The following is a 26,558-nucleotide window of genomic DNA, read 5'->3' on the forward strand; positions in this document are numbered from 1 at the left end:
GTTACAGTGCCTCGGACGACGGTCCGGCCACCCGGCCGGCCGAGGCCACGCTCACGGGGGGTCCGCGTGGACATCGCTGCGATGCGCGCCAACTTCGCGAAGGCCGCGGCCGCGGGGGACGAGGCGCCGCTGTGGTTCTACGCGCACCTGTTCCTCACCCACCCCGAGACCCGGCAGCTGTTCCCGGTCTCCATGGCCCACCAGCGCGACCGGCTCTTCGCCGCGCTCGGCGAGGTGGTGGCCCGGGTCGACGACCTGGACTCCCTCGTGCCGATCCTGCAGCAGCTCGGCCGCGACCACCGCAAGTTCGGCACGGTGACCGAGCACTACCCGGCGGTGGGGGCGAGCCTGCTGGCCACCCTCGAGCACTTCGACGAGGAGTGGGACGAGGCGCTGGCCGCGGACTGGACGGCGGCCTACGAGCTGGTCGCCTCGGTGATGGTGCAGGCCGCCGACGAGATGTCCGACCAGCCGCCCTGGTGGGACGCCGAGGTGGTCGCCCACGAGCGGCGCACCGTCGACACCGCCGTGCTGCGGCTGCGGTCGAAGGTCCCGCTGCCCTACCGCCCGGGGGAGTCAATCTCGCTGGAGACGGAGCTGCGGCCCCGGTTGTGGCGCTACTACTCGCCGGCCAACGCCTTCCGGCCCGACGGCGAGCTGGAGATCCACGCGCGCGCCCAGCCGGGCGGACCGGTCAGCACGGCTCTGGTGCGGCAGGTCCACGTGGGGGACGTGCTGCGCCTGGGCCCGCCGGTGGACCACATGCGCTTCGACCCCGACTCCGACCGCGACCTGCTGCTGGTGGCCGGCGGGACGGGTCTGGCGCCGCTCAAGGCGATCGTGGACCACGTCGCGCGCAACGGCGCGCAGCGGCGGGTGGACCTCTTCGTCGGCGTCCGCCTCGAGGAGGACCTCTACGATCGCGAGGACCTCACGCGGCTGGCGCAGGACAACCCGTGGCTCACCGTCACCGTCGCCGTCTCCGAGGACGAGCACACGCAGTTCGCCCACGGCGACGTCGGTGAGGTGGTCGCCCGCTCGGGGCCGTGGGGGAGCAGGGAGGCCTACGTCGCCGGCCCGCCGGCGATGGTCGACGACACCGTCGGCAGGCTGCGGCAGCAGGGGCTGCCCGAGGAGCGCATCCGCACCGAGGTGTTCGCACCCAGCCGCCCCGGACCCGATGTGCACGGAGAGGTGACGACATGAGCACGACCCCCGAGCCCGCCGGCTTCGGCGGCCGGCGGCTGAGCCCGGCCGACGTCCGCGACGTCCGGTTCGGCCGGTCCTCGGTCTTCCGCCCGGGTTACGACGACGTCGAGGTCGACCGCTTCCTCGAGCGCGTGGGGGAGGAGCTGTCCCGGCTGCACGCGGAGAAGGCGGAGCTGCGCGACCGGGTGCACGCCCTGCAGGCCCGCCTCGACGACGACGGCCCGCGGCCGGAGGCCCCCTCGGCGCAGGCCGTGGGCATCCTCGCGGCCGCGCAGCAGACCGCCGACCAGTACGTCGCCGAGGCCGAGGCGATCAGCCGGGTGATGACCGCCGAGGCGCGCGAGCACTACGAGGAGCAGGTGCGGGAGGCGCGCGAGAAGGTCGGCGCGATGATCCAGGCCGCCCACGAGGCCGCCTCCCGCATCGCCGCCGCCCAGGGCACGGCGGCCGTCGCCGCCCAGTCCGGCACCGTCGACACCCGGACCGAGGAGGAGCTGCAGGAGCAGGTCCGGTACCTGCAGGCCTTCGGGCAGGCGTGCCGCGCGCAGCTGCGCGCCTACCTCGAGGCGCTGCTCGCCGACGTCGAGCGGGAGTGGGGCGCCGCCTCCCCCCAGGCCGTGCCGGTCGCACCGCGCCCGCAGGCCGAGCCGCTCCGGGCCGGCCGGGCGTCGGCCGACCCGGCGCCGGCCGCGGTGACCGCGGCACCCGACCCGGCGGCGTCCGGTGCGGCTCCCGATGGGGAGGGGTCCGGCGCGGCCGAGCCGCGGACGGTGGAGGCGGCGGCGGTGCTGCTCAGCGACGAGTCGCTGCGCGGGCAGGAGGCCGGCCGCCGCCAGTGACGCGGCGGCCCGGCCCCCTCACGCCGCGGGGCCCGGGCGGACCAGCCGGGCGGCGAGCACGTCCCCGGGCAGCACCGCCTGCCCGGTCGTGCCGCGCCCGAGCAGCCGGCCGTGCGCGTCGACGGCGGTCAGCGCGCAGGTCAGCCGGTTGCCCCGCACCTCCGTGCAGGTCGCGGTGACCCGGACCCGGTCGCCCACCCACGCCGGCGCCAGGTGCTCCACCGACACCGCCGTCCCGACGCCGGCCTCGCCCGGCTCGAGGTGGGCCAGCAGCAGCTTCCGGCCGGCCTCCTCGAAGTGCTTGGCCATCGCGTAGGTCGCGTAGACCGGGTGCACCGGGCCGAGCTCGTCGAAGTCGACGGTCATCGCCGCGGTGACGACGACGTCGAGGACGGCGGTCTCGCCCGCGGCGATCGGGGTCACGCGTCGAAGTCGACGGTGACCGCGTCGGACAGCGGCAGGGTCTGGCAGGTGAGCACGTAGCCGGCCTCGACCTCCTCCGCCTCGAGCGCGTAGTTGCGCCGCATCTCCACCTCGCCGTCGGTGACCCGCGCGCGGCAGGTGCCGCAGACGCCGCCCTTGCAGGCGAAGGGCAGGTCGGAGCGGACCCGCTGCGCGGAGTCGAGCACCGGGACGTCGCGGGGGAGGGCGAGGGTGGTCGAGCGGCCGTCGAGGACGACGGTGACCTGGCTGCTGGGGCCCTCGACGGTCTCGTCGTCGCCGCGCACCGGCTGCGGCGGGACGTCGTCGACGTAGAACAGCTCCTGGTGCACCCGCTCGGGCGGGACGCCGAGGTCGGCGAGCAGCGCGCGGGCGTCGGTGACCATGCCGTGCGGGCCGCACAGCCACCAGTGGTCGACGTGCCCGGCGTCGACGAAGGTGTCGACGAGGGTGCGCAGCCGTTCGCCGTCGAGCCGGCCGGTGGTCAGCTCGGCGTCGCGGGGCTCGCGGGAGAGCACGTGCACCAGCTGCAGCCGGGTGCCGTAGCGGTCCTTCAGGTCGGCCAGCTCGTCGGCGAACATGACCGTGTTGGTGCGCCGGTTGCCGTAGAAGACGGTGACGGTCGACTCGCCGTCGCGCAGCACCGTGCTCGCCAGGCTCAGCGCGGGGGTGATGCCGGAGCCCGCGACGACGAAGACGTGGTCGGCCGGCTGCGAGAGGTCGGCGGTGAAGGTGCCCGACGGGGGCAGCACCTCGATCGCGTCGCCGGGCCGCACCTGGTGCACCAGGTAGGAGGAGAAGAAGCCGCCGGGGACCTCGCGGACGCCCACCCGCGGCGGTGCGCCCACCGGCGCGCAGATGGAGTAGGAGCGGCGCTCGTCGCGGTCGCCGTCGACCCGGCGCAGGGTGAGCGCCTGCCCGGGCCGGAAGGCGTAGTCCTCGGCCAGCTCGGGCGGGACGTCGAAGGTGACGGCGACGGCGTCGTCGGTGAGCTGCTCCACGCGGGCGACCCGCAGGGGGTGGAACTGCGGCCGGCGCCGGGCAGGCGCGCTCATCAGATCTCCTTCACGTGCTCGAAGGGCTCCCGGCAGCTCCGGCAGCGGCGCAGCGCCTTGCACGCCGTCGACCCGAACTCGCTGAGCTCCTCGGTGTCGGGGGAGCCGCACAGCGGGCACGACGCCGTCCGCCGGGTGGGGCCCAGCTGCAGCGGCACCGGGCCGGCGGGGCGGTGCGGCGCCGGGCCGGGCGGGGCGATGCCGGCGGCGGCGAGCTTGCGGCGGCCGTCGTCGGTGATCCAGTCGGTGCTCCACGCGGGGGAGAGCACCGTGCGCACCTCGACGTCGTCGAAGCCGGCCGAGTGCAGCGCGTGCAGCAGGTCCGCGCGCATGACGCCCATCGCCGGGCAGCCGCTGTAGGTGGGCGTGATGTCGACGACGACGGTGCCCTCGTGCACCCGCACGTCGCGCAGCACGCCGAGGTCGGCGAGCGTGAGCGTGGGCAGCTCGGGGTCGGTGACGGTCTCGGCGACCGCCCGCGGGTCGGTGCTCACCGCCGTCACCACGTGGCCGCCGGGTGCTGCCGGGCCAGGCCCTGCAGGGTCTCCAGCAGCGCGACGAGCTCGGGGCCGTGCTCGCCGAGCCGGCCGCGTGGCGGCGCGTCGGCCGGCCACGGGGGCACCCGCAGCGTCGCGCGGTCGAGCACGGTGGTGAGCACGTCGTGCACCTCGGCGCGGACGTCGGCGGGGTCGACGGCGACGCCGGCGGCGGCCAGCCGCCGCTCGACGTCGGTGGCGGTGAACAGGTCGGCCAGCAGCGGCCACACCGCGTCCACGCCGGCCTGCGCGCGGCGGGAGGACTCGGCCGTGCCGTCGCCGAGGCGCAGCACCCAGCGGGCGGCGTGGTCGCGGTGGTAGGTGAGCTCGTGCACGCCCTTGGCGGCGATGGCGGCGAGCACCGGGTCGCGGGAGTCCCGCAGCCGGGCGAACACCGCCAGCCGGACGGTGGCGGCCACCAGCAGGCGCACCATCGTCTGCCCGAAGTCGCCGTTGTCCGCGGCGGACAGCGCGGTGCAGCGGAACTCGTCGGCGTCGCGGAAGTAGGCCAGCGCGTCCTCGTCGGGGATCGACGCGGACGCCCGCTCGCGGGAGCGGCCCAGCACGTCCACCGAGCCGGCGCGGGCCAGCAGCAGCCGGGCCTGCCCGAGCAGATCCAGCGCGACGTTGGCGATCGCCACCTCCTCCTCGAGCTCGGGCGCGGCGGTCACCCACTGGGTGAGGCGCTGGGCGAGCACGAGGGCGTCGTCGCCGAGCATCAGGCAGTAGGTGCCGAGGTCGGCGTGGTCGACGCCGTCGGGGACGGTGGTGTCGACGCCGGCCAGCGGCTCGTCGAAGCCGGTGCCGAACGCCCAGTGCCCCTCGCCCCCGTGCGCGTGGTCCAGCGCGTCGTACACCGTTTCCTCGTGCATGACCTGACCTCTCGGGAGAGCCATTAGCGCTACAAAGGCACCCTTCCTGGCCCGCAGCGGGCGGCGGGCCGAGGTGGGCGGGAGGGTCCCCTCCTACATGTGGGGGACGTCCTCGGGGATGTCGTAGAACGTCGGGTGCCGGTAGACCTTGTCGCCGCTGGGGGCGAACATCGGGTCCTTCTCGTCGGGGCTGGAGGCGGTGATGTCGGCCGCCCTCACCACCCAGATGCTCACGCCCTCGTTGCGGCGGGTGTAGACGTCGCGGGCGGCGTGCACCGCCATCTCGTCGTCGGGCGCGTGCAGCGAGCCCACGTGCACGTGGTTGAGGCCCCGCTTGCCGCGCACGAACACCTCGTAGAGCGGCCAGTCGCGCCGGGCGGTCGACGCCTTCGGCTCGACGGGCACCTCCGGCCCGGTCGGGACGGCGCCGTGCCCGCCCTCGGCGGTGACGTCGGTGCTCACGCGGCGCTCCCGGCGTGCCCACCGGCGTGCTTGGCGGCGTGGGCGGCCGCGGCCTCGGTCACCCAGGCGTTGTCGTCGCGGGCGGCCCGGCGGCGGGCGACGCGGACGGCGTTCATCGGGCCCTCGCCGCTGATGACCCGCTTGAACTCCGCCCAGTCGATGGCGCCGAAGCGGTGCCTGCCGGCCGCCTCGTCCCACACCAGGTCCGGGTCGGGCAGGGTCACGCCGAGGAACTCCGCCTGCGGCACGGTCATGTCGACGAAGCGCTGGCGCAGCTCGTCGTTGCTGTGCCGCTTGATGCCCCAGGCCATCGACTGCGCGGAGTTGGGGCTGTCGTCGTCGGGCGGGCCGAACATCATCAGCGAGGGCCACCACCAGCGGTCGACGGCGTCCTGCACCATGGCCCGCTGCTCGTCGGTGCCGCCCATCATCGTCATCAGCAGCTCGTAGCCCTGCCGCTGGTGGAAGGACTCCTCCTTGCAGACGCGGATCATCGCGCGGGCGTAGGGCCCGTAGGAGGAGCGGCACAGCGGCACCTGGTTGCAGATCGCCGCGCCGTCGACCAGCCAGCCGATGACGCCGACGTCGGCGTAGGTGAGCGTGGGGTAGTTGAAGATCGAGCTGTACTTCTGCCGGCCCTCGATGAGCTTGTCGGTGAGGTCGGCGCGGTCGGCGCCGAGGGTCTCGGCGGCCGAGTACAGGTACATCCCGTGGCCGGCCTCGTCCTGCACCTTGGCCAGCAGGATCGCCTTGCGCCGCAGGCTCGGGGCGGCGAGCAGCCAGTCGCCCTCGGGCTGCATCCCGATGATCTCGGAGTGGGCGTGCTGGGCGATCTGGCGGACCAGCGTCTTGCGGTAGCCCTCGGGCATCCAGTCGCGCGGCTCGATCCGGTGCTCGGCGGCGATGGTGGCGTCGAACCGCTCCTGCAGCGACGCCTCGTCGGGGGTGCCGGCCGCGGGGCGGTCCAGGGTGGGCGCTGACATCGGGGTCCCTCGTTCGCGACGGCGGGAGGTCAATTACTGACCGGACGGTCGGTATAAGTGTGCACGACGCCGCGCGCCGGCACAACCCGGGCACCGGAGGGCTTGACAGCACCCGGCCGGGGGGAGTCCGATACCTGACCATCCGGTCGGTAATGGCGCCCCCGCGGCGGGTGCCGGCCGCCCGGCGACGACGCCCGCGCGCACCTCCCGGAGGCCTGCCGACATGACGGTCCTGACCAGCGAGACGCCCCGGCGCCTCGGCGTCGCCCCCGAGCCCGGGACGCTCGACGCGGCCGAGCGGATGTCGGTCGACGAGCTGCGCGCCCTGCAGCTGGAGCGGCTGCGGTGGTCGCTGCGCCACGCCTACGACAACGTGCCGCACTACCGGCGGGCCTTCGACGACGCCGGCGTGCACCCCGACGACTGCCGCGAGCTCGCCGACCTGGCGCGGTTCCCGACGACGAGCAAGGCCGACCTGCGGGAGAACTACCCGTTCGGCATGTTCGCCGTCCCGCAGGAGCAGGTGCGCCGCGTGCACGCCTCCTCCGGCACCACCGGCCGGCCGACCGTCGTCGGCTACACCGAGCGCGACATCGACACCTGGGCCACCGTCATGGCCCGCTCCATCCGCGCCGCCGGCGGCCGGCCCGGGGACACGCTGCACAACGCCTACGGCTACGGCCTGTTCACCGGCGGGCTGGGCGCGCACTACGGCGCGGAGAAGCTCGGCTGCACCGTCGTCCCGGTCTCCGGCGGGATGTCGGCCCGCCAGGTGCAGCTGATCACCGACTTCCGGCCCCGCGTGATCATGGTGACGCCGTCGTACATGCTCGCCCTGATCGACGAGTTCGAGAAGCAGGGCCTCGACCCGCGGGCCAGCAGCCTCGAGGTCGGGATCTTCGGCGCCGAGCCGTGGACCGAGCAGATGCGCCGGGAGATGGAGGACCGCCTCGACATCCAGGCCGTCGACATCTACGGCCTGTCGGAGGTGATGGGCCCCGGCGTCGCCCAGGAGTGCGTGGAGACCAAGGACGGCCTGCACGTCTGGGAGGACCACTTCTACCCGGAGGTCATCGACCCGGCCACCGGCGAGGTGCTGCCCGAGGGCGAGGTCGGCGAGCTGGTGTTCACCTCGCTGACCAAGGAGGCCATGCCGGTCGTCCGCTACCGCACCCGCGACCTCACCCGGCTGCTGCCCGGCACGGCCCGGCCGGGCATGCGGCGGATGGAGAAGGTCACCGGCCGCACCGACGACATGATCATCCTGCGCGGCGTGAACCTCTTCCCCACCCAGATCGAGGAGGTCGTGCTGCGCACGCCCGGGCTCTCGCCCCACTTCGGGCTGGAGCTGGTCAGCCGCGGCCGCCTCGACCACCTCGTCGTCCGGGTCGAGGCCCGGCCCGACTGCCCGGCCGAGCGGCGCGCGGTGGCGGCCCGGGAGGTCGTCGAGGGCGTCAAGGACACCGTCGGCTCGACCGTCGAGGTCCTCGTCGTGGACCCCGAGACGCTGCCGCGGTCGATGGGCAAGCTGCAGCGGATGGTCGACTCCCGGGCGAAGAGGTGACGGAGACCCGGGTGCGGCGCGGGCGGCCCGGGCACTCGCTGGACAGCCTGCTCGACGTCGCCGTCGCGGTGTTCAACGAGCGCGGCTACGACGCCACGAGCATGGAGGAGCTGGCCGCCCGGCTCGGGGTCACCAAGTCGGCGATCTACCACCACGTGACCAGCAAGGTCGAGCTGCTGCGGCTGGCCCTCGACCGCGCGCTCGACGCCCTGTTCGCCGTCACCGAGGAGCCCGCGGCCACCACCGGCCCGGCCATCGACCGGCTCGAGCACGTCGTGCGCGGGTCGGTGCGGGTGCTGGCCGCCGAGCTCCCGTTCGTCACCCTGCTGCTGCGGGTGCGCGGCAACTCGCCGGTCGAGCAGGCCGCGCTGCAGCGGCGCCGCGAGTTCGACCGCGTCGTCACCGACCTGGTGCGCGCCGCCGAGGAGCAGGGCGACGTGCGCCCCGACGTCGACCCCGCCGTCACCAGCCGGCTGCTGTTCGGCACCGTCAACTCGCTCACCGAGTGGTTCCGCCCCGGCGGCAGCCTGTCGGTCGACGCCCTCGCCGACGCCCTCGTCACCACCACCTTCGAGGGCCTGCGGGCCCGCTGAACCCCAGGAGACCTGCGATGACCACCCCCCTGCTCGAGAGCTACGCCGCCGGCCGGTGGTACGCCGCGCCCGACGAGGGCACGCCGATCGCCGACGCCGTCACCGGGGAGACCGTCGCCCGGATCAGCAGCACCGGCCTGGACGTCCCCGCCATGCTCGAGCACGCCCGGACCGTCGGCGGCCCGGCGCTGCGGGAGCTGACCTTCCACCAGCGCGCCGGGCTGCTCAAGCAGCTGGGCCTGCGGCTGATGGCCGACAAGGACGCCTTCTACGCGCTGTCCCGGCGCACCGGCGCCACCGACGGCGACAGCGCCGTCGACGTCGACGGCGGCTTCGGCACGCTGCTGTCCTACGCGAGCAAGGGCCGCCGCGAGCTGCCCGACGACACCGTCGTCCTCGACGGCGCGGTCGAGCCGCTGGGCCGGCGGGGGACCTTCGTCGGCCAGCACCTGTACACGCCGCTGCGCGGGGTCGCGGTGCAGGTCAACGCCTTCAACTTCCCCGTGTGGGGGTTCCTGGAGAAGCTGGCGCCGGCCTTCCTCGCCGGCGTGCCGACGATCGTCAAGCCGGCCAGCCAGACCGCCTACCTCACCGAGGCCGTGGTCCGCGCGATCGTCGACTCGGGGCTGCTGCCCGAGGGGTCGCTGCAGCTGCTGGCCGGCAGCCCCGCCGGGCTGCTCGACGGCCTCGCCGGGCAGGACCTGGTGTTCTTCACCGGCTCGGCCGCCACCGCCCGCAAGCTGCGCAGCTCCCCGGCGGTGGTGGCCAACTCCGTCCGGTTCAACGCCGAGGCCGACTCCCTCAACTGCGCGGTGCTCGGCCCCGACGCGACGCCGGGCACCCCCGAGTTCGGCCTGTTCGTCGACCAGCTGGTCACCGAGATGACCGTCAAGGCCGGCCAGAAGTGCACCGCGATCCGCCGGGCGCTGGTGCCGCGCGAGCTGGTCGACGACGTCGTCGAGGCCACCCGGGAGCGGCTGGCGCAGGTCGTCGTCGGCGCGCCGGGGGCCGACGGCGTGACGATGGGCGCGCTGGCCGGCCTCGACCAGCGCGAGGAGGTGCTGCGCGCGGTCAAGGCGCTGCGCGGCGTCGCCGAGCTCGTCGCCGGCGACCCCGAGCACTTCGAGGTCGTCGGCGCCGACCGCGACCGCGGCGCCTTCCTCCCGCCGCTGCTGCTGCGCTGCGACGACCCCGCCGCCGCCGAGCCGCACGACGTCGAGGCGTTCGGCCCGGTCAGCACCGTGCTGCCCTACGACGGGGTCACCCAGGCCGTCGCGCTGGCCGCGCGCGGTCAGGGCAGCCTGGTCGGCTCGGTGGTCACCTACGACCGGGAGTTCGCGCGGGCGTTCGTGCTCGGCGCCGCGCACGCGCACGGCCGGATCCTGGTGCTCGACCGCGACGACGCGGCGGAGAACACCGGGCACGGCTCGCCGCTGCCGGTGCTGGTGCACGGCGGACCGGGCCGTGCCGGCGGCGGGGAGGAGCTCGGCGGCATCCGCGGCGTGCTGCACCACATGCAGCGCACCGCCGTGCAGGCCTCGCCCGACGTGCTCACCGCGGTCGGCGGCCGCTGGGTGACCGGCGCGCAGCGGCGTGACGACGGCGTCCACCCGTTCCGCAAGTCGCTGGCCGAGCTGCGCATCGGCGACTCGGTGACCGCCGGCCCGCGCCCGGTGACGCTCGCCGACATCGAGCACTTCGCCGACTTCACCGGCGACACCTTCTACGCGCACACGGACGAGGAGGCCGCCCGCGCCAACCCGCTCTTCGGCGGCCGGGTGGCGCACGGCTACCTGATCGTCTCCTGGGCCGCGGGGCTGTTCGTGGACCCGGCACCCGGCCCGGTGCTCGCCAACTACGGTGTGGACAACCTGCGGTTCCTCACGCCGGTCAGGCCGGGGGAGGAACTGACGGTGACGCTCACGGCCAAGCAGATCACCCCGCGCGGCGGCGCCGACCACGGCGAGGTCCGCTGGGACGCCGTCGTCGTCAACGGCGAGGGGACGCCGGTGGCCACCTACGACGTGCTCACCATGGTGGCCAGTACCTGGCCGCCGGCGGCGGCCGGCAGCTGATGAAGGACCCCCTGCCCCCCACTCGCGAGCTCGCGGCGGGGCCCTGCAGGGGGCCGACCGATCGGCTCACCGTCAGGCGGCCGTCCAGCGGACGGGCAGCCGCTTGACCCCCCGCTGGAAGTTCGACCGCAGCAGCGCCGGGGGGCCGTCCGGCTCGACGACGGCGGTCGCGCGCAGCAGCGCGGCGAACAGCGCGCGCATCTGCACGCGGGCCAGCTGCGCCCCGAGGCAGAAGTGCGGCCCGTGGCCGAAGGACAGGTGCGGGTTGGGGGCGCGGCCGACGTCGAAGCGGTCGGGGTCGGCGAAGACGGCCTCGTCGCGGTTGGCCGACGTGAACGACACGACCACCTTGTCCCCGGCCCGGACGCGCACCCCGGCGAGGTCGACGTCGGTGGTGGCGGTGCGGCGGAACACCATGACCGGGGTCCACCAGCGCAGCATCTCCTCGACCGCGCCGGGCAGCAGCGACGGGTCGGCGCGCACCGCGGCCAGCTGGTCGGGGTGCTGCAGCAGCGCGATCAGCCCGCCGGGCAGCCCGTTGCGCAGGGTCTCGTTGCCCGCGACGGCGAACAGCCAGAACAGGTTCTCGAACTCCTCGGGGCTGACCCGCCCGCCGTCGTCGTCGACCTGCGCCAGCAGGACCGACATGACGTCCTCACCCGGCGCCCGCCGCTTCTCCTCGGCCAGCAGCCGGGCGTAGGCGTAGAGGTCGGGCATCCCGGCACGGGTGCGCGGGTCGGGCATCCGCCCGTCCGGGCCGGGCCCCGGCCGCAGCGCCAGCGCCTCCCGCGCCATCGCCGTCCCGCCGGTGCCGTCGAACGCGGCCGAGGTGGCGTAGTCGGGGTCCTGCCAGCCGATCACCCGGTTGGACCAGTCGAACATCAGCCAGCGGTCCTCCGCCGGCACGCCGAGCACGTCGGCGAGGGTCAGCAGCGGCAGGTCGGCGGCGACGTCCTTGGCGAAGTCGCAGCGGCCCTCGGCGGCGGCGGCGGCGGTCATCCGGCCGACCAGGCCGGCCGCGGTCGCCCCGATCGCCTCCGTCAGCGCGGCGACCGCGCGCGGGGTGAACGAGCGCGACAGCAGCCGCCGCAGCCGCGAGTGGTCGGGCGGGTCGGTGTTGAGCATCATCCGGCGCACCCACGCGAGGTCGGCGGCGTCGCGGACCTGGGTGGCGCCCAGCCACGAGGAGAACGTCGCCGGGTCGCGCAGCACCCGCTCCACGTCGGCGTGCCGCAGCACCAGCCAGAAGCCGGGACCGGCCGGCTGGCCGTGCAGCGCCGGCTCCTCCACCCAGGCGACCGGGGCCTCGGCGCGCAGCCGGCGCAGCAGGTCCAACGGCGGGCCCGCCTCGTAGGTGACCGGGTCGACCAGCGCGAGGGTGTCCGCGTCGGACAGCGGGTGGGCGGTCCCCGGCGGTCGGCTGCTCACCCCGCGAGTCTCGTGTCGGCCCGGCAGGCGGACAAGGCCCGGCAGGCGGACAAGGCCCGGCAGGCGGACAAGGCCCGGCAGGCGCACAAGGCCCGGCGGGCACCGGGGCGATGGGCACAACCGCCCATTGAGGACCCGGCCGCCCGGGGGGTTGTGTCCAGCCCGGGGAGGGGCCCCAGTCGGGAGGAGACGGCGATGACGACCGGTGCGCTGTGGGACGAGAAGTACATGTGGTGGGACACCCGCTCGGCCGGGGCCTTCATCCCCGCCGGCGGGTGGATCGAGCCGGACGAGCACGCGGAGAACCCCCGCACCAAGCGCCGGCTGAAGAACCTGCTCGACGCCTCCGGGCTGTGGAAGCAGCTGCAGTGGCTCGACGCCCGGCCGGCCACGGTCGAGGAGCTGTGCCGCGTGCACGACGAGGACTACGTGCGGCGCATGGAGCAGATGTCGGCCGCCGGCGGCGGCGACGCCGGGGAGCTGGTGCCGTTCGGCCCGGGCGGCTACGACATCGCCCGCCTCGCCGCCGGCGGGGCGATCGTGGCCGCCGAGGCCGTGCACACCCGGACCGTCGACAACGCCTACGCGCTGGTCCGCCCGCCGGGCCACCACGCCGAGCGCGACCGCGGCCGCGGGTTCTGCATGTTCGGCAACGTGGCGATCGCCGCCCGCCACCTCCAGGCGGTGCACGGCGTGCGCCGGATCGCCGTCGTCGACTGGGACGTCCACCACGGCAACGGCACGCAGCAGGCCTTCTACGGCGACGCCGACGTGCTCACCGTCTCGCTGCACCAGGACTCCTACTACCCGCACGAGAGCGGCGCCGGGGACGAGACGGGCGAGGGCGCCGGGGCGGGGACGAACCTGAACGTCCCCCTGCCGCCCGGCACCGGCGTCGGCGGCTACCTCTACGCCATGGAGACCCTGGTGGTCCCGGCGCTGCGCCGCTTCGCCCCGGACTTCGTCTTCGTGGCGTCCGGCTTCGACAGCAGCGCCCTGGACCCCCTCGGCCGGCAGATGCTCCACTCGGACGCCTACCGGGAGATGACCCGCATGGTCGGCGACGTGGCCGCCGAGACCGCCGGCGGGCGCCTGCTCGTCGTCCACGAGGGCGGCTACTCCGCCGCGTACGTGCCCTTCTGCGGGCTGGCGACCATCGAGCAGCTCAGCGGCGTCCGCACCGGGGTCGAGGACCCGTTCCTCGACTTCCTGTCGGCGATCGGCGGCATGGACCTGCAGCCGCACCAGAAGGACGTCGTCGACGCGCTGTCGCCGGTCGTGGACGCCGTGCCGACGGCCTGACGGACGCGCCCGGCCGGGGCACTCAGCCGGACAGCAGCCGCCAGCCGTCGCGCACCGCACGCGCCGCGGCCGCCGCCCGGCTGGGTGCCCCGCACTTGGCCAGGACGTGCTCGACGTGGTGGGCGGCCGTCCGCTCGCTGATGCCCAGGAGTCGCGCCAGCGCGTGGTTGGACGCCCCCTCGGCGAGCAGCGTGAGGACCTCCAGCTCCCGCGGCGACAGTCCCCCCGGCAGGTCCGCGGGCCGGCCGGTGACCAGGGTCCCGCCGGCGACCGCGAGCAGCCGCACGCGGTACCAGCCCGACGGGCCGCGCCAGAACCAGGCACCGTCCCCCTCGTCCCGGTGCCGGGCCCGCACGGCAGCGAGCAGCCCGGGGTCGACCGGCAGGGGGACGCGGCCGGGCAGCGGGTGCGGCGGCCCGCCCTCCCGGGGGACCAGGCAGGCCGCCTCACCCGGGGCGAGGGCCGTGGAGAGCACGCCGAGCCAGCGGGTGCCGTCCACGGCGGCCGCCAGTGCCGGCGCGGCGTGGTGCAGCGCGGCGACCACGTCGGGAGCGGGCCCGCCCTCGGTCCTCGAGCTGACGTGCAGGTCACCGGTCCAGCGGCCGTCCCGCGTGACCAGCCGCGCGGTGGCCCCGCCGCAGAACCCCGCCGGGCCGAAGACCTCGCGCACCGAGGGCGTGGACGTGTAGCTCTCCACGTCGCGCCAGCACCGCGCCCGCCGGGTGGGGTCGGTGACCAGGAGCCGGTAGCCGACGTCGTCCACCAGGAACCCCGGCCCGCCGAGGTGGTCGAGGACCGGGCCGGGGTAGCCGTCGGAGGCGAGCGCGACGTGCCGTCCGCTCAGGGGCTCGCGGACGTGCACCGCGACGGCGGCGACGGCCGGCTGGTCGCGGAGCTCGGCGATGACCTCGTCGGCCGTGGCGCGGGCGGTCGAGGCCGACGACGCGGCCGTGACGAGACCGAGCGCGAGGTCCAGCGGGTCCGGCACGGGCGCGACCTCCCCTCCGGCCGGCTCAGTCCTGGGTGCGGACCGAGGGCAGCAGGCCCTGCCGGGGCCGCGTCCGGCGGTCGCGGGCCAGGGCCAGGGCGCCGGCTCCCAGCGACCCGGCGACGAGCACGATCCCGGACCACGCCAGGCCGCCGGGAGCCGCGCCCGGGTGCGCCGCGTGCCCCGTCCCGCCGCCGGCCGGCCCCGCGAGCAGCTGCACGTGCAGGGCGAGCATGGTGACGTCGGCCAGCAGCGTCACCTGCCACGCCGAGCGGCTCGGCCGCCGCCACAGCCGCCACGCGCAGGGCAGGCAGACCGCCGCCGTCGCGGCCATGGCCAGCGAGGCCAGGGACGTGAGGTCGAGCAGCAGCAGGTGCACCAGGCCGCCGGCCACGGCCAGGGCGGCGGCCGCCCGGCCGAGGGCGGGTGCCCCCGGCCGGGCGGCGACGGCAGCGGCCGTCACGACCCGTGCGACGCGCAGTGCGACGAGGTCGACCGCGGCAGGCCGAGCGCGGGGTTGCGGTCGAAGAAGCCGACCGGCTTGAGCGTGAAGCCGGTGTAGTCGGTCGGCATGACCGGCCAGTCCTCCGGGCGCGGGAAGTGGGTGAGCCCGAAGGTGTGCCACAGGACGACGTCGGTGTCCTCCAGCGGGGCGTCGTCGGCGACGAAGGACGGCAGCCCGCCGGACCCGGGGTGCTGGTTGACGAAGTCGCCGGCCGGATAGCGCTCGGCGGGGTCGTACTCGGTCACCCACAGGGTCTTCGTCGAGAACGCCGCGCGCTGGGCGATCGAGGACCGGTCGTCGGCGAGCAGCACCGGCGAGGCCTGCGGGTGCAGCGCGTACCCCACGGGCTGGCCGAGCCGGTTGGTCTTCGACGGGTTGACCACGTGCCAGGTCCGCCCGACCGTCGCGTCGCTGACCCGCTGCGCCTCCGACTCCCGCGTGAGCGGGGTCAGCCGCCGCTGGAAGGCGTTGCCGTACGGGTTGGTGTCGCTCACCGGCAGCCGGACGGCGTCCACCTCGTGGACGGTGTTGCCGGTGCCGTCCACGGCCATGTCCAGCCGGGCGGAGAACAGGTGCTGGTGGAACGGCGCGCCCAGCCCCGGGGCGACCTCGGTGGCGTAGGGGTGGTCCTCCCCGCGGTAGGCGGAGGTGAACACGATGCCGGTGGCCTTGCTCTCCAGCTGGATCGTGCCGTCGGTGTAGAGGTACCAGTAGAAGCCGTAGTCGTAGTTGCCGATGGTCGTGAAGAAGCTGATCACCAGGCGGCGCGAGCGCCGGGTCTCGGCCATCCCGTTGAACAGGTCGGTGTGCTTCCAGGCGACGCCGTAGTCCTCCTCGTGCAGGCAGACGGCGTTGCCGATGGTCCGCGGCGCGCCGTCCTCGTCGGCCAGGGTGGCGTCGAAGTAGTGGATCTCGCCCAGGCAGTCGCAGCCCAGCTCGAGGGAGTTGGTGTAGCGGGCGAAGAGGTACTCGCCGACGTCGAAGTAGTTCTGCCAGAACCGCACCGGCGAGGGGTCGGCGTAGGGCACCACCATCTCCGCGATCGAGGCGCGGTGCACGACCGAGCGGCCGTCGATGGACAGCTGGTGGAGCACCAGGCCCTCGCGGGCGTCGAAGCCGACGCGGAACTCCCAGCCGGCCCAGCGGACGACGTCGTCCTCGACGGTGAAGCTCGGGCCCTCGGGCTGGGTGATCTCGATGGGCCTGAGGTCGCGCACCGCGTGCGGGTGGGTGTCCTGGTCGAGGTCGGCGCGCTCGGCCGGGACCGCCAGGTCGAAGTGGTCGTGCACGGCGGTGGTGACCCCGCGGGTGATGTCGACGTAGGCGACGACGCCGTCGACCGGGTGCGCCCAGGGCAGGTCCGCCGGGTCGGCCTGGTGGAAGCCGAGGACCCGGACGATCCGGTGCCCGGACTCGTCCGGGAAGTACGAGCCGGCCGACAGCGGCACGGCCCGCACGTCGGCCACCTGCAGGCCGCGCTTCTCCATCGCCGCGACCCAGCGCTCGTCCGCGGCGAGGATCGGCTCGATGGCCTCGAACTCGGCGTCGAGGATCGGCACCTGGCCGTCGGCGGCGCCGTCGATCTCGAGGTCCTCGACGACCGTGCCGCCGGTGATCGAGACGGTCAGGTCGCGGCCGTCGCCGGTGGCGCGGTCGAGCAGCAGCACGCGCGCCCGCCGCTCGATCGGCTCGCCCGGGGTCCAGGCGAGCACGTCGCGCTTGTGCGGCTCGACCAGGCCGACGTAGACGAACTTCGAGCTCTCCTTCACCAGCCCGGCGTCGCGGACGATCGCGGCGGCGGCGGTGATCTCCTCGGCGGTGAGCCGGGACAGCGGGTGGGTGGCGGTGGACCGGGGGGCGGTCAGGGTCATCGGGTTCCTCCTCAGATCTGCGGTGCGTGGTCGGCGGGGGTGGCGGCGGTGAGGTCGCGGGCGGCGTGGGGGCGGGCGCGGGCGAGCAGCCAGCCCGAGGCGAGGGCGACGGCGAGCAGGACGCCGGCGCCGACGCCGAGCGGCGTGGAGCCGCCCATGAGCAGCGGCAGGTTCCGGACGAGCAGCACGAGGATCAGCGCCAGGCCGACCGCGCCGAGGCCGGGGGCGACGAGGGTGTGCCACGGCCGCCGGTCCAGGCCGGTGCGGCGGAAGAAGACGACGACGGCGACGCAGGCCAGCAGCATCAGCACGACGATGCCCACGCTGGCGATGCCGGCCAGCCAGGTGAAGATCTCCAGCACCGGGTCGAGCCCGGCGAGGGCGCACACGGCCATCAGCAGGCCGCCGACCGCGGTGGTGACCAGCGAGGCGACGTGCGGTGAGGCGTGCCGGGTGTGGCTGCGGCCGCAGGCGATCGGCAGGACGCCGGTGTTGCCGAGGGAGAAGACGTAGCGCGACAGCACGTTGTGGAACGACAGGATCGCGGCGAACAGGCTGGTCACGAACAGCACCTGCATGACGTCGGCCGCGGCCGTGCCGACGTAGTCCGCGGCGGTGGTCACCACGATCCCGCCCGGGTCGGCGGCCGCGGCGTCGACGATCGCGCTGTCGCCCCATGCGCTCACGATGGCCCAGGAGGACAGCGTGTAGAAGACCCCGATGATGGCCAGCGCCAGGTAGGTCGCCCGGGGGATGGTCCGCTCGGGGTCGCGGGCCTCGTCGCGGAAGATCGCGGTCGCCTCGAAGCCGATGAAGCCGGCGATGGCGAACATCAGCCCGATGCCGGGAGCGCCGGAGAGGACCTCGTCGGGCCGCACCAGCGCGGTGGACAGGCCCTCGTCGCCGCCGCCCTGGAACACGACCGCGGCGTCGAGCACCAGGACGATGCCCACCTCGGCGACGAGCAGGACCCCGAGCACCCTGCTGGACAGCTCGATGTGCCGGTAGCCGAGCAGGCCGGTGACGGCCAGGACGACGGCGGTCCACAGCCACCAGGGCAGCGACGGCCCGCCGTAGCCGGTCACCAGGTCGTCGACGAGGAACCCGACGTAGCCGTAGACGGCGCCCTGCACGGTCACGTAGCTGATCAGCGCGACCAGGGCGCTGCCCAGCCCGGCGCCGCGGCCGAGCCCGGTGCCGACGTAGGAGTAGAACGCGCCGGCGTTCGGCACGTGGCGGGTCATGGCGGTGAAGCCGACGGCGAAGAAGAGCAGGACGACGGCCGCGACGACGTACATCGCCGGGTAGCCGGCGCCGTTGCCCGCGGCGATGCCGATGGGGACCGAGCCCGCGATGACCGTCAGGGGGGCGGCGGCGGCCACCACCATGAAGACGATGGCGCCGGCACCGAGGCGGCCGGTCAGCCGGTGGCGCTCGGCGGTGCCGGTGACCGGCGCGGCCGGTGGTGGGTCGGAGACGGTGGCCATGGGCGACCTCCGGGGCGGCGGCAGCGCGGGCTGCCGGGCGGACGGCGATGGCTGGGAAGCCTGACCCGGCCCGCGAGGTGCGCGGTTACACGGCCGTCATGAAGCGGAAACGTTCTCGTTACACCGAACGGGAGACGGCGGTCACGTTTTCTCATTCGGGGAGGGCCTCGACGACACGCGGTCTGCCCTACCCTCGCGCAGCAGTCGAGGGGAGTGGCATGGCGCAGCGCAGCACCGCCGTCCGGCTGCCCGCGCGGTCGCCGGTCGAGGGGCTGCGCCGGCGGCGGCTCAGCTTCGCCGAGGTGCTCGCCCAGTCGGTGTCGGCACTGGCCCCGACGGCGGCGATGGTCGTCGTCCCCTCGATCGTGCTGGTCGAGGCCGGGGCGGCCACGCTGCCGGCGTTCGTCGCGGCCACCGCCCTGGTGCTGCTCATCGGCTGGTGTCTCACCCAGTTCGGGCGCCGCATGGCCGCGGTGGGCGGCACGTACAGCTACACCGCGAAGGGCCTGGGCCCGGTCGGCGCGCTCGTCGGCGGCTGGGCGCTGCTGATCGGCTACGCCGCCGTCGCGATGTCGGCACTGGTCGGCTCGGCCCTCTACGGCGCCGGGCTGTTCGGGCTCGAGCCGACGCCGTCGGTCGTCGCCCTGCTGGCCGGCGGGCTCGGGCTGCTGGCCGCCACCTTCGCGGTGCGCGGCATCCAGCTGTCGGCCCGGGTCGCCCTGGTCCTCGAGGTCGTGTCGGTGCTGCTGGTCGTCGTCGTGCTCGGGGTGCTGCTGGTCGTCGCCCGCGGCGCCCCCGACACCGCGGCGCCCGTCGTCGACGCGCCGCTGCACGGGGGCGGGCTGGCCGTGGGCGTGGTGCTCGGCGTCACCGCGTTCATGGGCTTCGAGAGCGCCGCCGTGCTCGGGGTGGAGGCGCGCCGCCCGCTCGTCGCCGTCCCCCGTGCCGTGCTGTGGACCCCGGCCGTGGCCGGGGTGCTCGTGTTCGCGGCCGCGGGAGCCCAGGTGGTGCTCCTGCGCGCCGCTCCGCTGGACGTGCTGACCAGCCCGGTCCCGGTCGCCGAGCTCGCCGACCGCAACGGTCTGGTGGTCCTGCGGCGGCTGCTGGACCTGGGCATCGCCGCGTCGTTCTTCGCCTGCGTCACCGGCTCGACCAACGCCCTCGGGCGGGTGCTGTTCTCGATGGCCCGCGAGGAGGTGCTGCCGCGGACCCTGGGCCGCACGCACCGCCGGTTCGAGACCCCGCACCGGGCGCTGGCCCTGGTGGTGCCGGCGGTCGTCGGCGTGCCGGTCGTCGCGCTCGCCCTCGGGGCCCGGCCGCTGTCGGTGCTGGTCGGCTCGCTCACCGTCTCGGCCTTCGGCTACCTGGTCGCCTACGTGCTGGCCTGCCTGGCGATGCCGCTGTTCCTGCGCCGGATCGGGGAGCTCACCGTGCTCCCGCTCCTCGGCGGCGTGCTGGCCGCGGCGGTGGGCCTGGCCGGGCTGCTGGTCACCGTCGGCGGCGCCGCGCGGTGGGACGGCGAGGCGACGGCGACGGTGTTCCTCGCCGCCCTGGCGCCCGGGGTGGCGTGGGCGCTGTGGCTGCGGTGGCGCGCCCCGGAGCGGCTGCGCGGGGTCGGCGTGTACGACCAGGCCACGGCCAGCAGCGTGCTCCCGGGCAGCGTCGCGGCCGAGCCGCCGCGATGACGGCCATCGACCGGGGGCTCACCGGGCGCCAGCCCAAGGCCGTCCAGAGCGCGCTGGCCATCCTCGAGACGGTGGCCCGGGTCGGGGCCGGCGTGACGGCGAAGGAGGTCGCCGACGAGCTCGGGCTCCCGCCGGCCACCACCTACCGGCTACTCAACCTGCTGGTGGGGGAGGAGTACCTGGTGCGGCTGCCCGACCTGCACGGCTTCGCGATGGGCCGCAAGGCCGCCCGCCTCACCGGCGCCGCCGCCACCGCGCCGCTGTGCACCGCGGCCCGCGAGGTGGTGGCCGAGCTGCGCGGTCAGGTGCGCTCCGGCGTCCACCTGGTGCTGTGCACGTCCTCCACGCTGCACTGCGCCGACGTCGACCCCGACCACCCGCTGCAGGCCCCGGAGCTCGTGGAGCGCCACCTGCACGCCTCCGCGCCCGGCAAGCTGCTGCTGGCCGAGCAGGCCGACTGGCAGGAGGTGCTCAGCCCCGCCCGGCTGCACCGGCTCACCGACCGGACCGTCGTGCGGCCGGCCGACCTCGACGCCGAGCTGCGCGAGACGCGCCGGCGCGGGTGGGCGGTGCAGGCCGGGCAGGTGCACGAGGACCTGACGTGCGCGGCGGTCCCCGTGCGGGCGCCGGCGGGGGCGCTGGTGGCCGCGGTCGTGGTCACCGTCCGGGGCGCCGCCCCCGCCGCGCTGGCCGCGCCCGCCGGGCTGGCGGAGGGGTTCGCCCGCCGCCTCGGCCCGCTGCTCGGCTAGTCGAAGACGACGACGCCGCGGATGTTGCGGCCGGCGTGCATGTCCTCGTAGGCCTGCGCGACCTGGTCGAGCGTGTACTCCCTGGTCACCAGCTCGTCGAGCTTGAGCTGGCCGGCCTGGTACATGCGCAGCAGGTTGGGCACGTCGTGGCGGGGGTTGGACTCCCCGAACAGCGAGCCCTGCAGCCGCTTCTGCATGAGCGTGAGGTCGCCGAGGGAGATGGGCGCACCGACGGCGGTGAGGTCGCCCAGCCCGGTGAGCACCACGGTGCCCGCCTTGCGGACGCTGGCCAGCGCCTGCGCCACGTGCTCGCCCTGCACGACGCCGATGGTGACGATCGTGGCGTCGGCGCCCTGCCCGTTGGTGATCGACCGCGCGTACTCGGCCGCCTCGTCGATGCCCTCGAAGAAGTGGGTGGCGCCGAACTGCTGCGCCCACTCGGCCTTGGCCGCCACCGGGTCGACGGCGATGACCGTCGTCGCGCCGGCGTGCACCGCGCCCTGCAGCGCGTTGGCGCCGATCCCGCCGATGCCCATGACGATCACCGTGGCGCCCGGCTTGATGTTCGCGGAGTTGACCGCCGAGCCGAAGCCGGTGGGCACGCCGCAGCCGACCAGCGCGGCGGCCTTCAGCGGGATGTCCCGGTCGATCTTGATGACGCTGTCGACGGAGGCGGTCGTGTACTCGGCGAAGGTGGAGATGCCGCACTGCTGGCCCACCGGCTGCCCGTTCTCGCTCATCCGGAAGCTGGTCGGGTCCTCCGCGCGGGCGCCGGTGAGCAGCGAGGCGCCCAGGTCGCACAGGTTGCTCATCCCCTGCGCGCAGAACTCGCACTTCCCGCAGGCGGGCAGGAACGAGAAGACGACGTGGTCGCCGACCTCGAAGCCCGGGGTGTTCGGCCCGACGGCGGTGACCACGCCGGCGCCCTCGTGGCCGCCGACGAACGGGTAGATCCCGACCGGGACGTCCCCGGTGGCCACGTGGTCGTCGGAGTGGCACAGCCCCGACGCGGCGATCTTGACGGTCACCTCGCCCTGGCGGGGGTCGTCGAGCTCGACGGTGGCGGTCTCGTACGTGCCGGGGGCCTGGCGGACCAGCGACACCTTCGTGGTGATGGGCACGGGGGCTCCTCTCTGAGCAGGGGTGGCTCGGGCACTTCCGCGGACGTGCCCGCCTCAGCCGTTGACGCCTCAGCCGTTGACGGCTCAGCCGTTGATGACCTGGGGGACGGCGACGGCCTTGAGGCCCTCGACGCCGAACTCGAGGCCGTAGCCGGACCTCTTGTGCCCGCCGAAGGGGATCATCGGGTGCACGCCGCCGTGGGAGTTGATCCACACGGTGCCGGCCTGCAGCCGGGCGGCGACGGCGCGGGCGGCGTCGCGGTCGCTGCTCCACACCGAGGCACCGAGGCCGACGTCGAGCCGGTTGGCCATGGCGATCGCCTGCTCGACGTCGTCGTAGCGCACGATCGGCAGCGCGGGGCCGAACTGCTCCTCGGCCACCAGTGGGTTGTCGTCGTCGACGTCGGCGACCAGCGTCGTCGGGTAGAAGTGCCCGGGCGCGTCGGGGTCGGGGTCGCCGCCGAGCAGGATCCGCGCGCCCGAGTCGCGGGCGGCGTCGACGAGGCGGGCGACGATCTCGTACTGCGCGCGGTTCTGCAGCGGGCCGAGCACGTTGGCCTCGTCGAGTCCGCGGCCCATGGGCATGGCCTTGGCGACCTCGGTGAGGGCGGCGACGACGTCGTCGTAGACGTCGGTGTGCACGTAGAGGCGCTTGAGGGCGGCGCAGGTCTGGCCCGTGTTGATGAAGGCGCCCCAGAACAGGCCCTCGGCGATGGCCGCGGGGTCGACGTCGGGCAGCACGATGCCGGCGTCGTTGCCGCCGAGCTCCAGGGTCAGGCGCTTCACGGTGTCGGCCGAGCTCTTGATGATGGCCTGGCCGGTGGCGGTGGAGCCGGTGAACACCACCTTGTCGACGTCGGGGTGGGCCGACAGGCGCGCGCCGACGTCGCGGCCGCCGGCGACGGCGGTGAGCACGTCAGCGGGCAGTACGCCGTTCAGCACGTGCACCAGGGCCAGCACGCTGAGCGGGGTGTACTCCGAGGGCTTGACCACCACGGTGTTGCCCATCCGCAGCGCGGGGGCGACCTGCCAGACGGTGATCATCATCGGCCAGTTCCACGGGCCGATGGCGCCGACGACGCCGACGGGGCGGTAGTGCAGTTCGGCGCGGGTCTTGCCGTCGTCGACGACGGTCTCCACGGGCAGCTCGGTGGCCGCGGTGGCGCGCAGCCAGGCGGCGCAGGCGCCGACCTCGAAGCGGGCGTTGGGGCCGTTGAGCGGCTTGCCCTGCTCGCGGGAGAGCAGCTCGGCCAGCGGCTCGGCGGCCGCCTCGATCGCCTCGGCCGCGCCCAGCAGCAGCTCGATGCGCTCGGCGTCGGGACGGGCGGCCCACGCCGGTTGCGCGGCCCGGACCCGGGCGACGGCGGCGTCGACGTCGTCGGCGGACCGGTCGGCGACCCGGCCGACGGCCTCACCGGTGGCCGGGTCGAGGACCTCGCGGCCGGCGGGGTCGGTGACGGCGGCCAGCAGCTCGTCGTAGGTCGGGGTCTGCGCCGTGGTGGTCACGGGCTCGGTCACGGTGGGGGTGGTCATCGCGGTCCTTCGGTTTGGGAGGGCTCGACGCGGCCGGTGACCTCGCCGAGGGAGATGCGGCCGCCGCCGGTGCCGGGCGCGGTGGCGGTGAGGGTGACGACGTCGCCGTCCTCGAGGAAGGTGCGGGTGGAGCCGTCGGACAGGGTGAGCGGCTCCTCGCCGCCCCAGGAGAGCTCGATGAACGAGCCGCGCTGGTCCGGCCGGGGGCCGGAGACCGTGCCGGAGGCGAACAGGTCCCCGGTGCGCAGGCTCGCACCGTTGACCGTGGTGTGGGCCAGCTGCTGGGCGGCGGTCCAGTACATGAGGTCGAACGGCGGGCAGGACACGAGCTCCCCGTTGAGGCGGACCTCGATCGCGATGTCGAGCCCCCAGGGCTGCGTGCCGGCGTCGTCGAGGTAGGGCAGCAGCGGCACGTCGCGGGGCGGCGGGGCGACCCGCGCGGCCTCCAGGGCTGCAAGCGGCACCACCCAGGGGGACACCGAGGTGAGGAAGCTCTTGCCGAGGAAGGGCCCCAGCGGCACGTACTCCCAGGACTGGATGTCGCGGGCCGACCAGTCGTTGACCAGGCAGACGCCGAAGACGTGGTCGGCGAAGGCGCCCAGTGGCACCGGCGCGCCCAGCGACGAGCCGGCCCCGACGACGAAGCCGACCTCGGCCTCGATGTCGAGGCGCCGTGAGGGGCCGAAGGTCGGGGCGTCGTCGGCGGGGCCCTTGCGCTGCCCGCTGGGTCGCACCACCGGCGTCCCGGAGACGGCGACGGTGCCGGCGCGGCCGTGGTAGCCGATGGGCAGGTGCTGCCAGTTAGGCGTCAGCGGCGGGGAGTCGGGCCGGAACATCCGGCCGAGGTTCTCGGCGTGGTGCCGGGAGCTGTAGAAGTCGACGTAGTCGGCGACCTCCACCGGCAGGTGCAGCGTCACCTCCGACCGCGGCACCAGGTGCGGCTCCACCCGGCCGCGGTGCGCCTCGTCGGTGAGCCACCCGGTCAGCTGCGCCCGCAGGTCGGCCCAGGCCCCCGGCCCGCGCGCCAGGAAGGCGTTGAGCGAGCCGGTGGCGTGCACCTCGTCGCCGGTGGCCGCGGCGAGGTCGAGCACGGCGTCGCCGATGGCGATCCCGGTGCGCGGTGCGGTGCCGGGCGTGGAGAAGACGCCGTGGGGCAGGTTGTCGACGCCGAAGCCGGTGTCGTCGGGCAGGTCGAGCCAGCTCATGCCGGGGTCCTGTCGAGGGAGGGCAGCAGGCCGAGGGCGACGAGGTCGTCGACCGGCTCGAGCACGCTGCAGGTGCCGAAGGAGGTGAACACGGCGCGGGCGCGGGCGGCGCGGTCGGCCGGCCAGGAGCGCACCGCACCGGCCACGGCAGCGGGGTCGGTGCGGGCCAGTTCGTCCGACGCGGCCTCCGCCGTCGCCCCCGAGGCCAGCGCGTCGGCCGCCAGCAGGACGTTCAGGAAGCCGTGGTGGGCGAAGCCGGTGGCGGGGTCGGTGTGCGCGAGCGCGGAGTGCAGGCCGGCGGTGCACTTGACCGCGACGCCGCGGGCGACGCAGGCGGCCAGCGTGCCGGCGAGCTCGCCCGCGGAGGGGAACAGGTCGGCCCGCAGCCCCCCGGTGCGCAGCTTGGCGCGGGCGCCGGTGCCGGCGAGCGCGTCGAGGACGGCGTCGCGGGGGGCGGTGCGCGGCACCTCGACGGCCACCGGGACGCCGTCGGGCACGACGCCGGCGGCCACGGCGAGCGCCTCCCGCGCGGCGTCCGCGTCGGCGACGACGGGCACCTCGACGGCGGCCAGCCGCAGCCGCGGGTCGGACCCGACTCCTGCCGCGGCGGCCGGCAGGTCGCCGGCCGCCGCGATCAGCGAGACGCCCAGCGGACCGCCGTCCCCGAGGTGCGCGGCCAGCTCGTCGAGCCGGGCGGCGGGGACCACGAACGGCCCCACCAGGTCCCCGAGCCGGGCCCGCAGCTCGCGGTGCGCCGGCACGGCGGCGGCCATCGGCGCGTCGCCGGGCGGGAACAGCGCCGCGTCGTCGAAGAACCCGGTGAACAGGCCCGTCATGCCGAGGGGCCCCGGCCCGACCAGGTCCAGGCGTACTTCCCGTCGTCGACGGCGAGGCCGGCCTCGCCGAGGTCGAGGGGCCGGAAGGTGTCGACCATGACCGCGAGCTCGTCGAAGAACTCGACGCCCAGCGAGCGCTCCACCGCGCCGGGCTGCGGCCCGTGGGAGTGCCCGCCGGGGTGCACCGAGATCGAGCCCTTGCCGATGCCGGAGCCCTTGCGGGCCTCGTAGTCGCCGTCGACGTAGAACATGATCTCGTCGGAGTCGACGTTGGAGTGGTAGTAGGGCACCGGCACCGCCTGCGGGTGGTAGTCGACCTTCCGCGGCACGAAGTTGCAGATGACGAAGTTGGCGCCCTCGAAGACCTGGTGCACCGGCGGCGGCTGGTGCACCCGGCCGGTGATCGGCTCGTAGTCGGCGATGTTGAACGCGTACGGGTAGAGGCAGCCGTCCCAGCCGACGACGTCGAAGGGGTGCTCCGGGACGACGTGCACGGTGCCGCTGAGCCCGCCGGGACCGCTGCCGCGGTGCTTGACGTAGACCTCCACGTCGGTGCCCTCGGCCAGCAGCGGCGCGGTGGGGCCGCGCAGGTCGCGCTCGCAGTACGGCGCGTGCTCGAGGAACTGCCCGTACTTCGACAGGTACCGCTTGGGCGGGGCGATGTGGCTGTTGGCCTCGATCGCGTAGGTGCGCAGCGGCTCGGCGCCGGTCGGGATCCAGCGGTGCGTGACGGTGCGCGGGATGACCACGTAGTCGCCCTGGCCGACCTCCAGTCCGCCGAAGGTGGTCTCCACGGTGGCGCTGCCACGCTCGACGTAGACGCACTCGTCGCCGGTGGCGTTGCGGTAGTACGGGCTGGTCAGCGACGACACGGCGTAGGAGATGCGGACGTCGCCGTTGCCGAGCACCAGCCGCCGGCCGGTCACCGGGTCGGTGGCCTTGTGCTCCTCGCCGGCGAACAGGTCGTGCAGCTTGAGGTGCCGAGGCGTCAGCGGGGCGTTGGGGGTGAGGGTCTGGTCGGGGAGCTCCCAGGGGCGGGCGTCGACGATCGCCGAGGGGACGCCGCGGTGGTAGAGCAGCGAGGAGTCGGAGGAGAAACCCTCCTCACCCACCAGCTCCTCGGAGTAGAGGCTGCCGTCGGGGGCGCGGAACTGGGTGTGCCGCTTCGGCGGGACGCTGCCCACCTGCTTGTAGAACGCCATGGGAGTGCCTCCAGGAA

The 26,558-nt window shown here is 75.0% G+C and carries 24 protein-coding genes; 8 read left to right on the plus strand and 16 right to left on the minus strand.

Annotated elements, in window-relative coordinates:
* The first annotated feature begins 66 nt into the window (after positions 1-66).
* Positions 67-1,206 (plus strand): globin domain-containing protein, encoded by a 1,140-nt coding sequence (locus CHC04_RS08780; RefSeq protein ID WP_089403549.1) that lies wholly within the window; start codon positions 67-69, stop codon positions 1,204-1,206.
* Positions 1,203-2,048: a DivIVA domain-containing protein gene (locus tag CHC04_RS08785; RefSeq protein ID WP_089403550.1), complete on the plus strand. Its 846-nt coding sequence runs from the start codon at positions 1,203-1,205 to the stop codon at positions 2,046-2,048. Before CHC04_RS08780 ends, CHC04_RS08785 begins: the two co-directional genes overlap by 4 nt.
* An 18-nt stretch (positions 2,049-2,066) precedes the next feature.
* Here the strand turns inward: CHC04_RS08785 and CHC04_RS08790 are convergent, their stop codons facing one another.
* From CHC04_RS08790 to paaA, 6 genes are all read right to left on the minus strand, one after another.
* Positions 2,067-2,471 carry a thioesterase family protein gene (locus CHC04_RS08790; protein ID WP_089403551.1) on the minus strand — a complete coding sequence of 135 codons (405 nt, stop codon included), beginning with the start codon at positions 2,469-2,471 and terminating at the stop codon, positions 2,067-2,069.
* Positions 2,468-3,544 carry a 1,2-phenylacetyl-CoA epoxidase subunit PaaE gene (paaE, locus tag CHC04_RS08795; protein ID WP_089403552.1) on the minus strand — a complete coding sequence of 359 codons (1,077 nt, stop codon included), beginning with the start codon at positions 3,542-3,544 and terminating at the stop codon, positions 2,468-2,470. The genes CHC04_RS08790 and paaE overlap by 4 nt, the downstream gene beginning before the upstream one ends.
* A complete protein-coding gene (paaD, locus tag CHC04_RS08800) occupies positions 3,544-4,038 on the minus strand; it encodes a 1,2-phenylacetyl-CoA epoxidase subunit PaaD (RefSeq protein ID WP_245817078.1) in 495 nt (164 codons plus the stop codon). Before paaD ends, paaE begins: the two co-directional genes overlap by 1 nt.
* A gap of 5 nt (positions 4,039-4,043) precedes the next feature.
* Entirely contained in the window at positions 4,044-4,952 is a 909-nt protein-coding gene (gene paaC / locus CHC04_RS08805; RefSeq protein WP_089403554.1) for a 1,2-phenylacetyl-CoA epoxidase subunit PaaC, read from the minus strand.
* Positions 4,953-5,045: 93 nt separating this feature from the next.
* Positions 5,046-5,414 (minus strand): 1,2-phenylacetyl-CoA epoxidase subunit PaaB, encoded by a 369-nt coding sequence (gene paaB / locus CHC04_RS08810; protein ID WP_089403555.1) that lies wholly within the window; start codon positions 5,412-5,414, stop codon positions 5,046-5,048.
* The gene (gene paaA / locus CHC04_RS08815) at positions 5,411-6,397 is read right to left on the minus strand and encodes a 1,2-phenylacetyl-CoA epoxidase subunit PaaA (RefSeq protein ID WP_089403556.1); all 987 of its coding nucleotides are present in this window, start codon (positions 6,395-6,397) and stop codon (positions 5,411-5,413) included. The genes paaB and paaA overlap by 4 nt, the downstream gene beginning before the upstream one ends.
* A gap of 223 nt (positions 6,398-6,620) precedes the next feature.
* On the opposite strand from paaA, the gene paaK reads away from it, so the two are divergent.
* Genes paaK through paaZ form a run of 3 tightly spaced genes read left to right on the plus strand, consistent with a single transcriptional unit; the run spans position 6,621 to position 10,629 of the window.
* Complete coding sequence (gene paaK / locus CHC04_RS08820) at positions 6,621-7,961, plus strand: phenylacetate--CoA ligase PaaK (RefSeq protein ID WP_089403557.1); 1,341 nt, start codon at positions 6,621-6,623, stop codon at positions 7,959-7,961.
* A complete protein-coding gene (locus CHC04_RS08825; protein ID WP_089403558.1) occupies positions 7,958-8,554 on the plus strand; it encodes a TetR/AcrR family transcriptional regulator in 597 nt (198 codons plus the stop codon). Before paaK ends, CHC04_RS08825 begins: the two co-directional genes overlap by 4 nt.
* Positions 8,555-8,571: 17 nt before the next feature.
* On the plus strand, positions 8,572-10,629 hold the full coding sequence (gene paaZ / locus CHC04_RS08830; RefSeq protein WP_089403559.1) for a phenylacetic acid degradation bifunctional protein PaaZ: 2,058 nt from the start codon (positions 8,572-8,574) through the stop codon (positions 10,627-10,629).
* Between the two features lie 72 nt (positions 10,630-10,701).
* Here the strand turns inward: paaZ and CHC04_RS08835 are convergent, their stop codons facing one another.
* Entirely contained in the window at positions 10,702-12,057 is a 1,356-nt protein-coding gene (locus CHC04_RS08835) for a cytochrome P450 (protein WP_217897263.1), read from the minus strand.
* Positions 12,058-12,252: 195 nt separating this feature from the next.
* Between CHC04_RS08835 and CHC04_RS08840 the strand changes: the two genes are divergently transcribed.
* Complete coding sequence (locus tag CHC04_RS08840) at positions 12,253-13,359, plus strand: class II histone deacetylase (protein WP_089403560.1); 1,107 nt, start codon at positions 12,253-12,255, stop codon at positions 13,357-13,359.
* A gap of 22 nt (positions 13,360-13,381) precedes the next feature.
* Here CHC04_RS08840 and CHC04_RS24535 read toward each other — a convergent pair whose 3' ends face one another.
* From CHC04_RS24535 to CHC04_RS08860, 4 genes are read right to left on the minus strand one after another with little or no spacing between them, the layout of a single operon-like run.
* Positions 13,382-14,347: a helix-turn-helix transcriptional regulator gene (locus CHC04_RS24535; protein WP_217897264.1), complete on the minus strand. Its 966-nt coding sequence runs from the start codon at positions 14,345-14,347 to the stop codon at positions 13,382-13,384.
* A gap of 25 nt (positions 14,348-14,372) precedes the next feature.
* On the minus strand, positions 14,373-14,810 hold the full coding sequence (locus CHC04_RS08850; RefSeq protein WP_089403561.1) for a hypothetical protein: 438 nt from the start codon (positions 14,808-14,810) through the stop codon (positions 14,373-14,375).
* On the minus strand, positions 14,807-16,723 hold the full coding sequence (locus CHC04_RS08855) for a primary-amine oxidase (RefSeq protein WP_089403562.1): 1,917 nt from the start codon (positions 16,721-16,723) through the stop codon (positions 14,807-14,809). Before CHC04_RS08855 ends, CHC04_RS08850 begins: the two co-directional genes overlap by 4 nt.
* 11 nt (positions 16,724-16,734) lie before the next feature.
* Positions 16,735-18,210: an APC family permease gene (locus CHC04_RS08860; RefSeq protein WP_089403563.1), complete on the minus strand. Its 1,476-nt coding sequence runs from the start codon at positions 18,208-18,210 to the stop codon at positions 16,735-16,737.
* A 218-nt stretch (positions 18,211-18,428) separates the two neighbouring features.
* Between CHC04_RS08860 and CHC04_RS08865 the strand changes: the two genes are divergently transcribed.
* Positions 18,429-19,895 (plus strand): APC family permease, encoded by a 1,467-nt coding sequence (locus tag CHC04_RS08865; protein WP_089403564.1) that lies wholly within the window; start codon positions 18,429-18,431, stop codon positions 19,893-19,895.
* A complete protein-coding gene (locus CHC04_RS08870; RefSeq protein ID WP_089403565.1) occupies positions 19,892-20,644 on the plus strand; it encodes an IclR family transcriptional regulator in 753 nt (250 codons plus the stop codon). The genes CHC04_RS08865 and CHC04_RS08870 overlap by 4 nt, the downstream gene beginning before the upstream one ends.
* On the opposite strand, the gene CHC04_RS08875 is transcribed toward CHC04_RS08870, so the two are convergent.
* From CHC04_RS08875 to CHC04_RS08895, 5 genes are all read right to left on the minus strand, one after another.
* Entirely contained in the window at positions 20,641-21,765 is a 1,125-nt protein-coding gene (locus CHC04_RS08875) for an NDMA-dependent alcohol dehydrogenase (RefSeq protein ID WP_089403566.1), read from the minus strand. The genes CHC04_RS08870 and CHC04_RS08875 overlap by 4 nt on opposite strands.
* Before the next feature lie 84 nt (positions 21,766-21,849).
* Entirely contained in the window at positions 21,850-23,298 is a 1,449-nt protein-coding gene (locus CHC04_RS08880; RefSeq protein ID WP_089403567.1) for an aldehyde dehydrogenase family protein, read from the minus strand.
* A complete protein-coding gene (fahA, locus tag CHC04_RS08885) occupies positions 23,295-24,503 on the minus strand; it encodes a fumarylacetoacetase (RefSeq protein WP_089403568.1) in 1,209 nt (402 codons plus the stop codon). The genes CHC04_RS08880 and fahA overlap by 4 nt, the downstream gene beginning before the upstream one ends.
* The gene (locus tag CHC04_RS08890) at positions 24,500-25,339 is read right to left on the minus strand and encodes a hypothetical protein (protein WP_089403569.1); all 840 of its coding nucleotides are present in this window, start codon (positions 25,337-25,339) and stop codon (positions 24,500-24,502) included. The genes fahA and CHC04_RS08890 overlap by 4 nt, the downstream gene beginning before the upstream one ends.
* Positions 25,336-26,541 carry a homogentisate 1,2-dioxygenase gene (locus CHC04_RS08895; protein ID WP_089403570.1) on the minus strand — a complete coding sequence of 402 codons (1,206 nt, stop codon included), beginning with the start codon at positions 26,539-26,541 and terminating at the stop codon, positions 25,336-25,338. Before CHC04_RS08895 ends, CHC04_RS08890 begins: the two co-directional genes overlap by 4 nt.
* Between the last annotated feature and the right edge of the window lie 17 nt (positions 26,542-26,558).

The sequence above is a fragment of the Geodermatophilus saharensis genome, assembly GCF_900188205.1.
In the GTDB taxonomy this organism is placed as follows: domain Bacteria; phylum Actinomycetota; class Actinomycetes; order Mycobacteriales; family Geodermatophilaceae; genus Geodermatophilus; species Geodermatophilus saharensis.

Bases quoted from the DNA above. Each gene is read 5' to 3' on its own strand.
- CHC04_RS08785 (WP_089403550.1), top strand. From the start codon at position 1,203: ATGAGCACGACCCCCGAGCCCGCCGGCTTCGGCGGCCGGCGGCTGAGC.
- paaE (WP_089403552.1), bottom strand. From the start codon at position 3,544: ATGAGCGCGCCTGCCCGGCGCCGGCCGCAGTTCCACCCCCTGCGGGTC.
- paaC (WP_089403554.1), bottom strand. From the start codon at position 4,952: ATGCACGAGGAAACGGTGTACGACGCGCTGGACCACGCGCACGGGGGC.
- paaA (WP_089403556.1), bottom strand. From the start codon at position 6,397: ATGTCAGCGCCCACCCTGGACCGCCCCGCGGCCGGCACCCCCGACGAG.
- paaK (WP_089403557.1), top strand. From the start codon at position 6,621: ATGACGGTCCTGACCAGCGAGACGCCCCGGCGCCTCGGCGTCGCCCCC.
- paaZ (WP_089403559.1), top strand. From the start codon at position 8,572: ATGACCACCCCCCTGCTCGAGAGCTACGCCGCCGGCCGGTGGTACGCC.
- CHC04_RS08840 (WP_089403560.1), top strand. From the start codon at position 12,253: ATGACGACCGGTGCGCTGTGGGACGAGAAGTACATGTGGTGGGACACC.
- CHC04_RS08855 (WP_089403562.1), bottom strand. From the start codon at position 16,723: ATGACCCTGACCGCCCCCCGGTCCACCGCCACCCACCCGCTGTCCCGG.
- CHC04_RS08860 (WP_089403563.1), bottom strand. From the start codon at position 18,210: ATGGCCACCGTCTCCGACCCACCACCGGCCGCGCCGGTCACCGGCACC.
- CHC04_RS08865 (WP_089403564.1), top strand. From the start codon at position 18,429: ATGGCGCAGCGCAGCACCGCCGTCCGGCTGCCCGCGCGGTCGCCGGTC.
- CHC04_RS08870 (WP_089403565.1), top strand. From the start codon at position 19,892: ATGACGGCCATCGACCGGGGGCTCACCGGGCGCCAGCCCAAGGCCGTC.
- CHC04_RS08880 (WP_089403567.1), bottom strand. From the start codon at position 23,298: ATGACCACCCCCACCGTGACCGAGCCCGTGACCACCACGGCGCAGACC.
- fahA (WP_089403568.1), bottom strand. From the start codon at position 24,503: ATGAGCTGGCTCGACCTGCCCGACGACACCGGCTTCGGCGTCGACAAC.
- CHC04_RS08890 (WP_089403569.1), bottom strand. From the start codon at position 25,339: ATGACGGGCCTGTTCACCGGGTTCTTCGACGACGCGGCGCTGTTCCCG.
- CHC04_RS08895 (WP_089403570.1), bottom strand. From the start codon at position 26,541: ATGGCGTTCTACAAGCAGGTGGGCAGCGTCCCGCCGAAGCGGCACACC.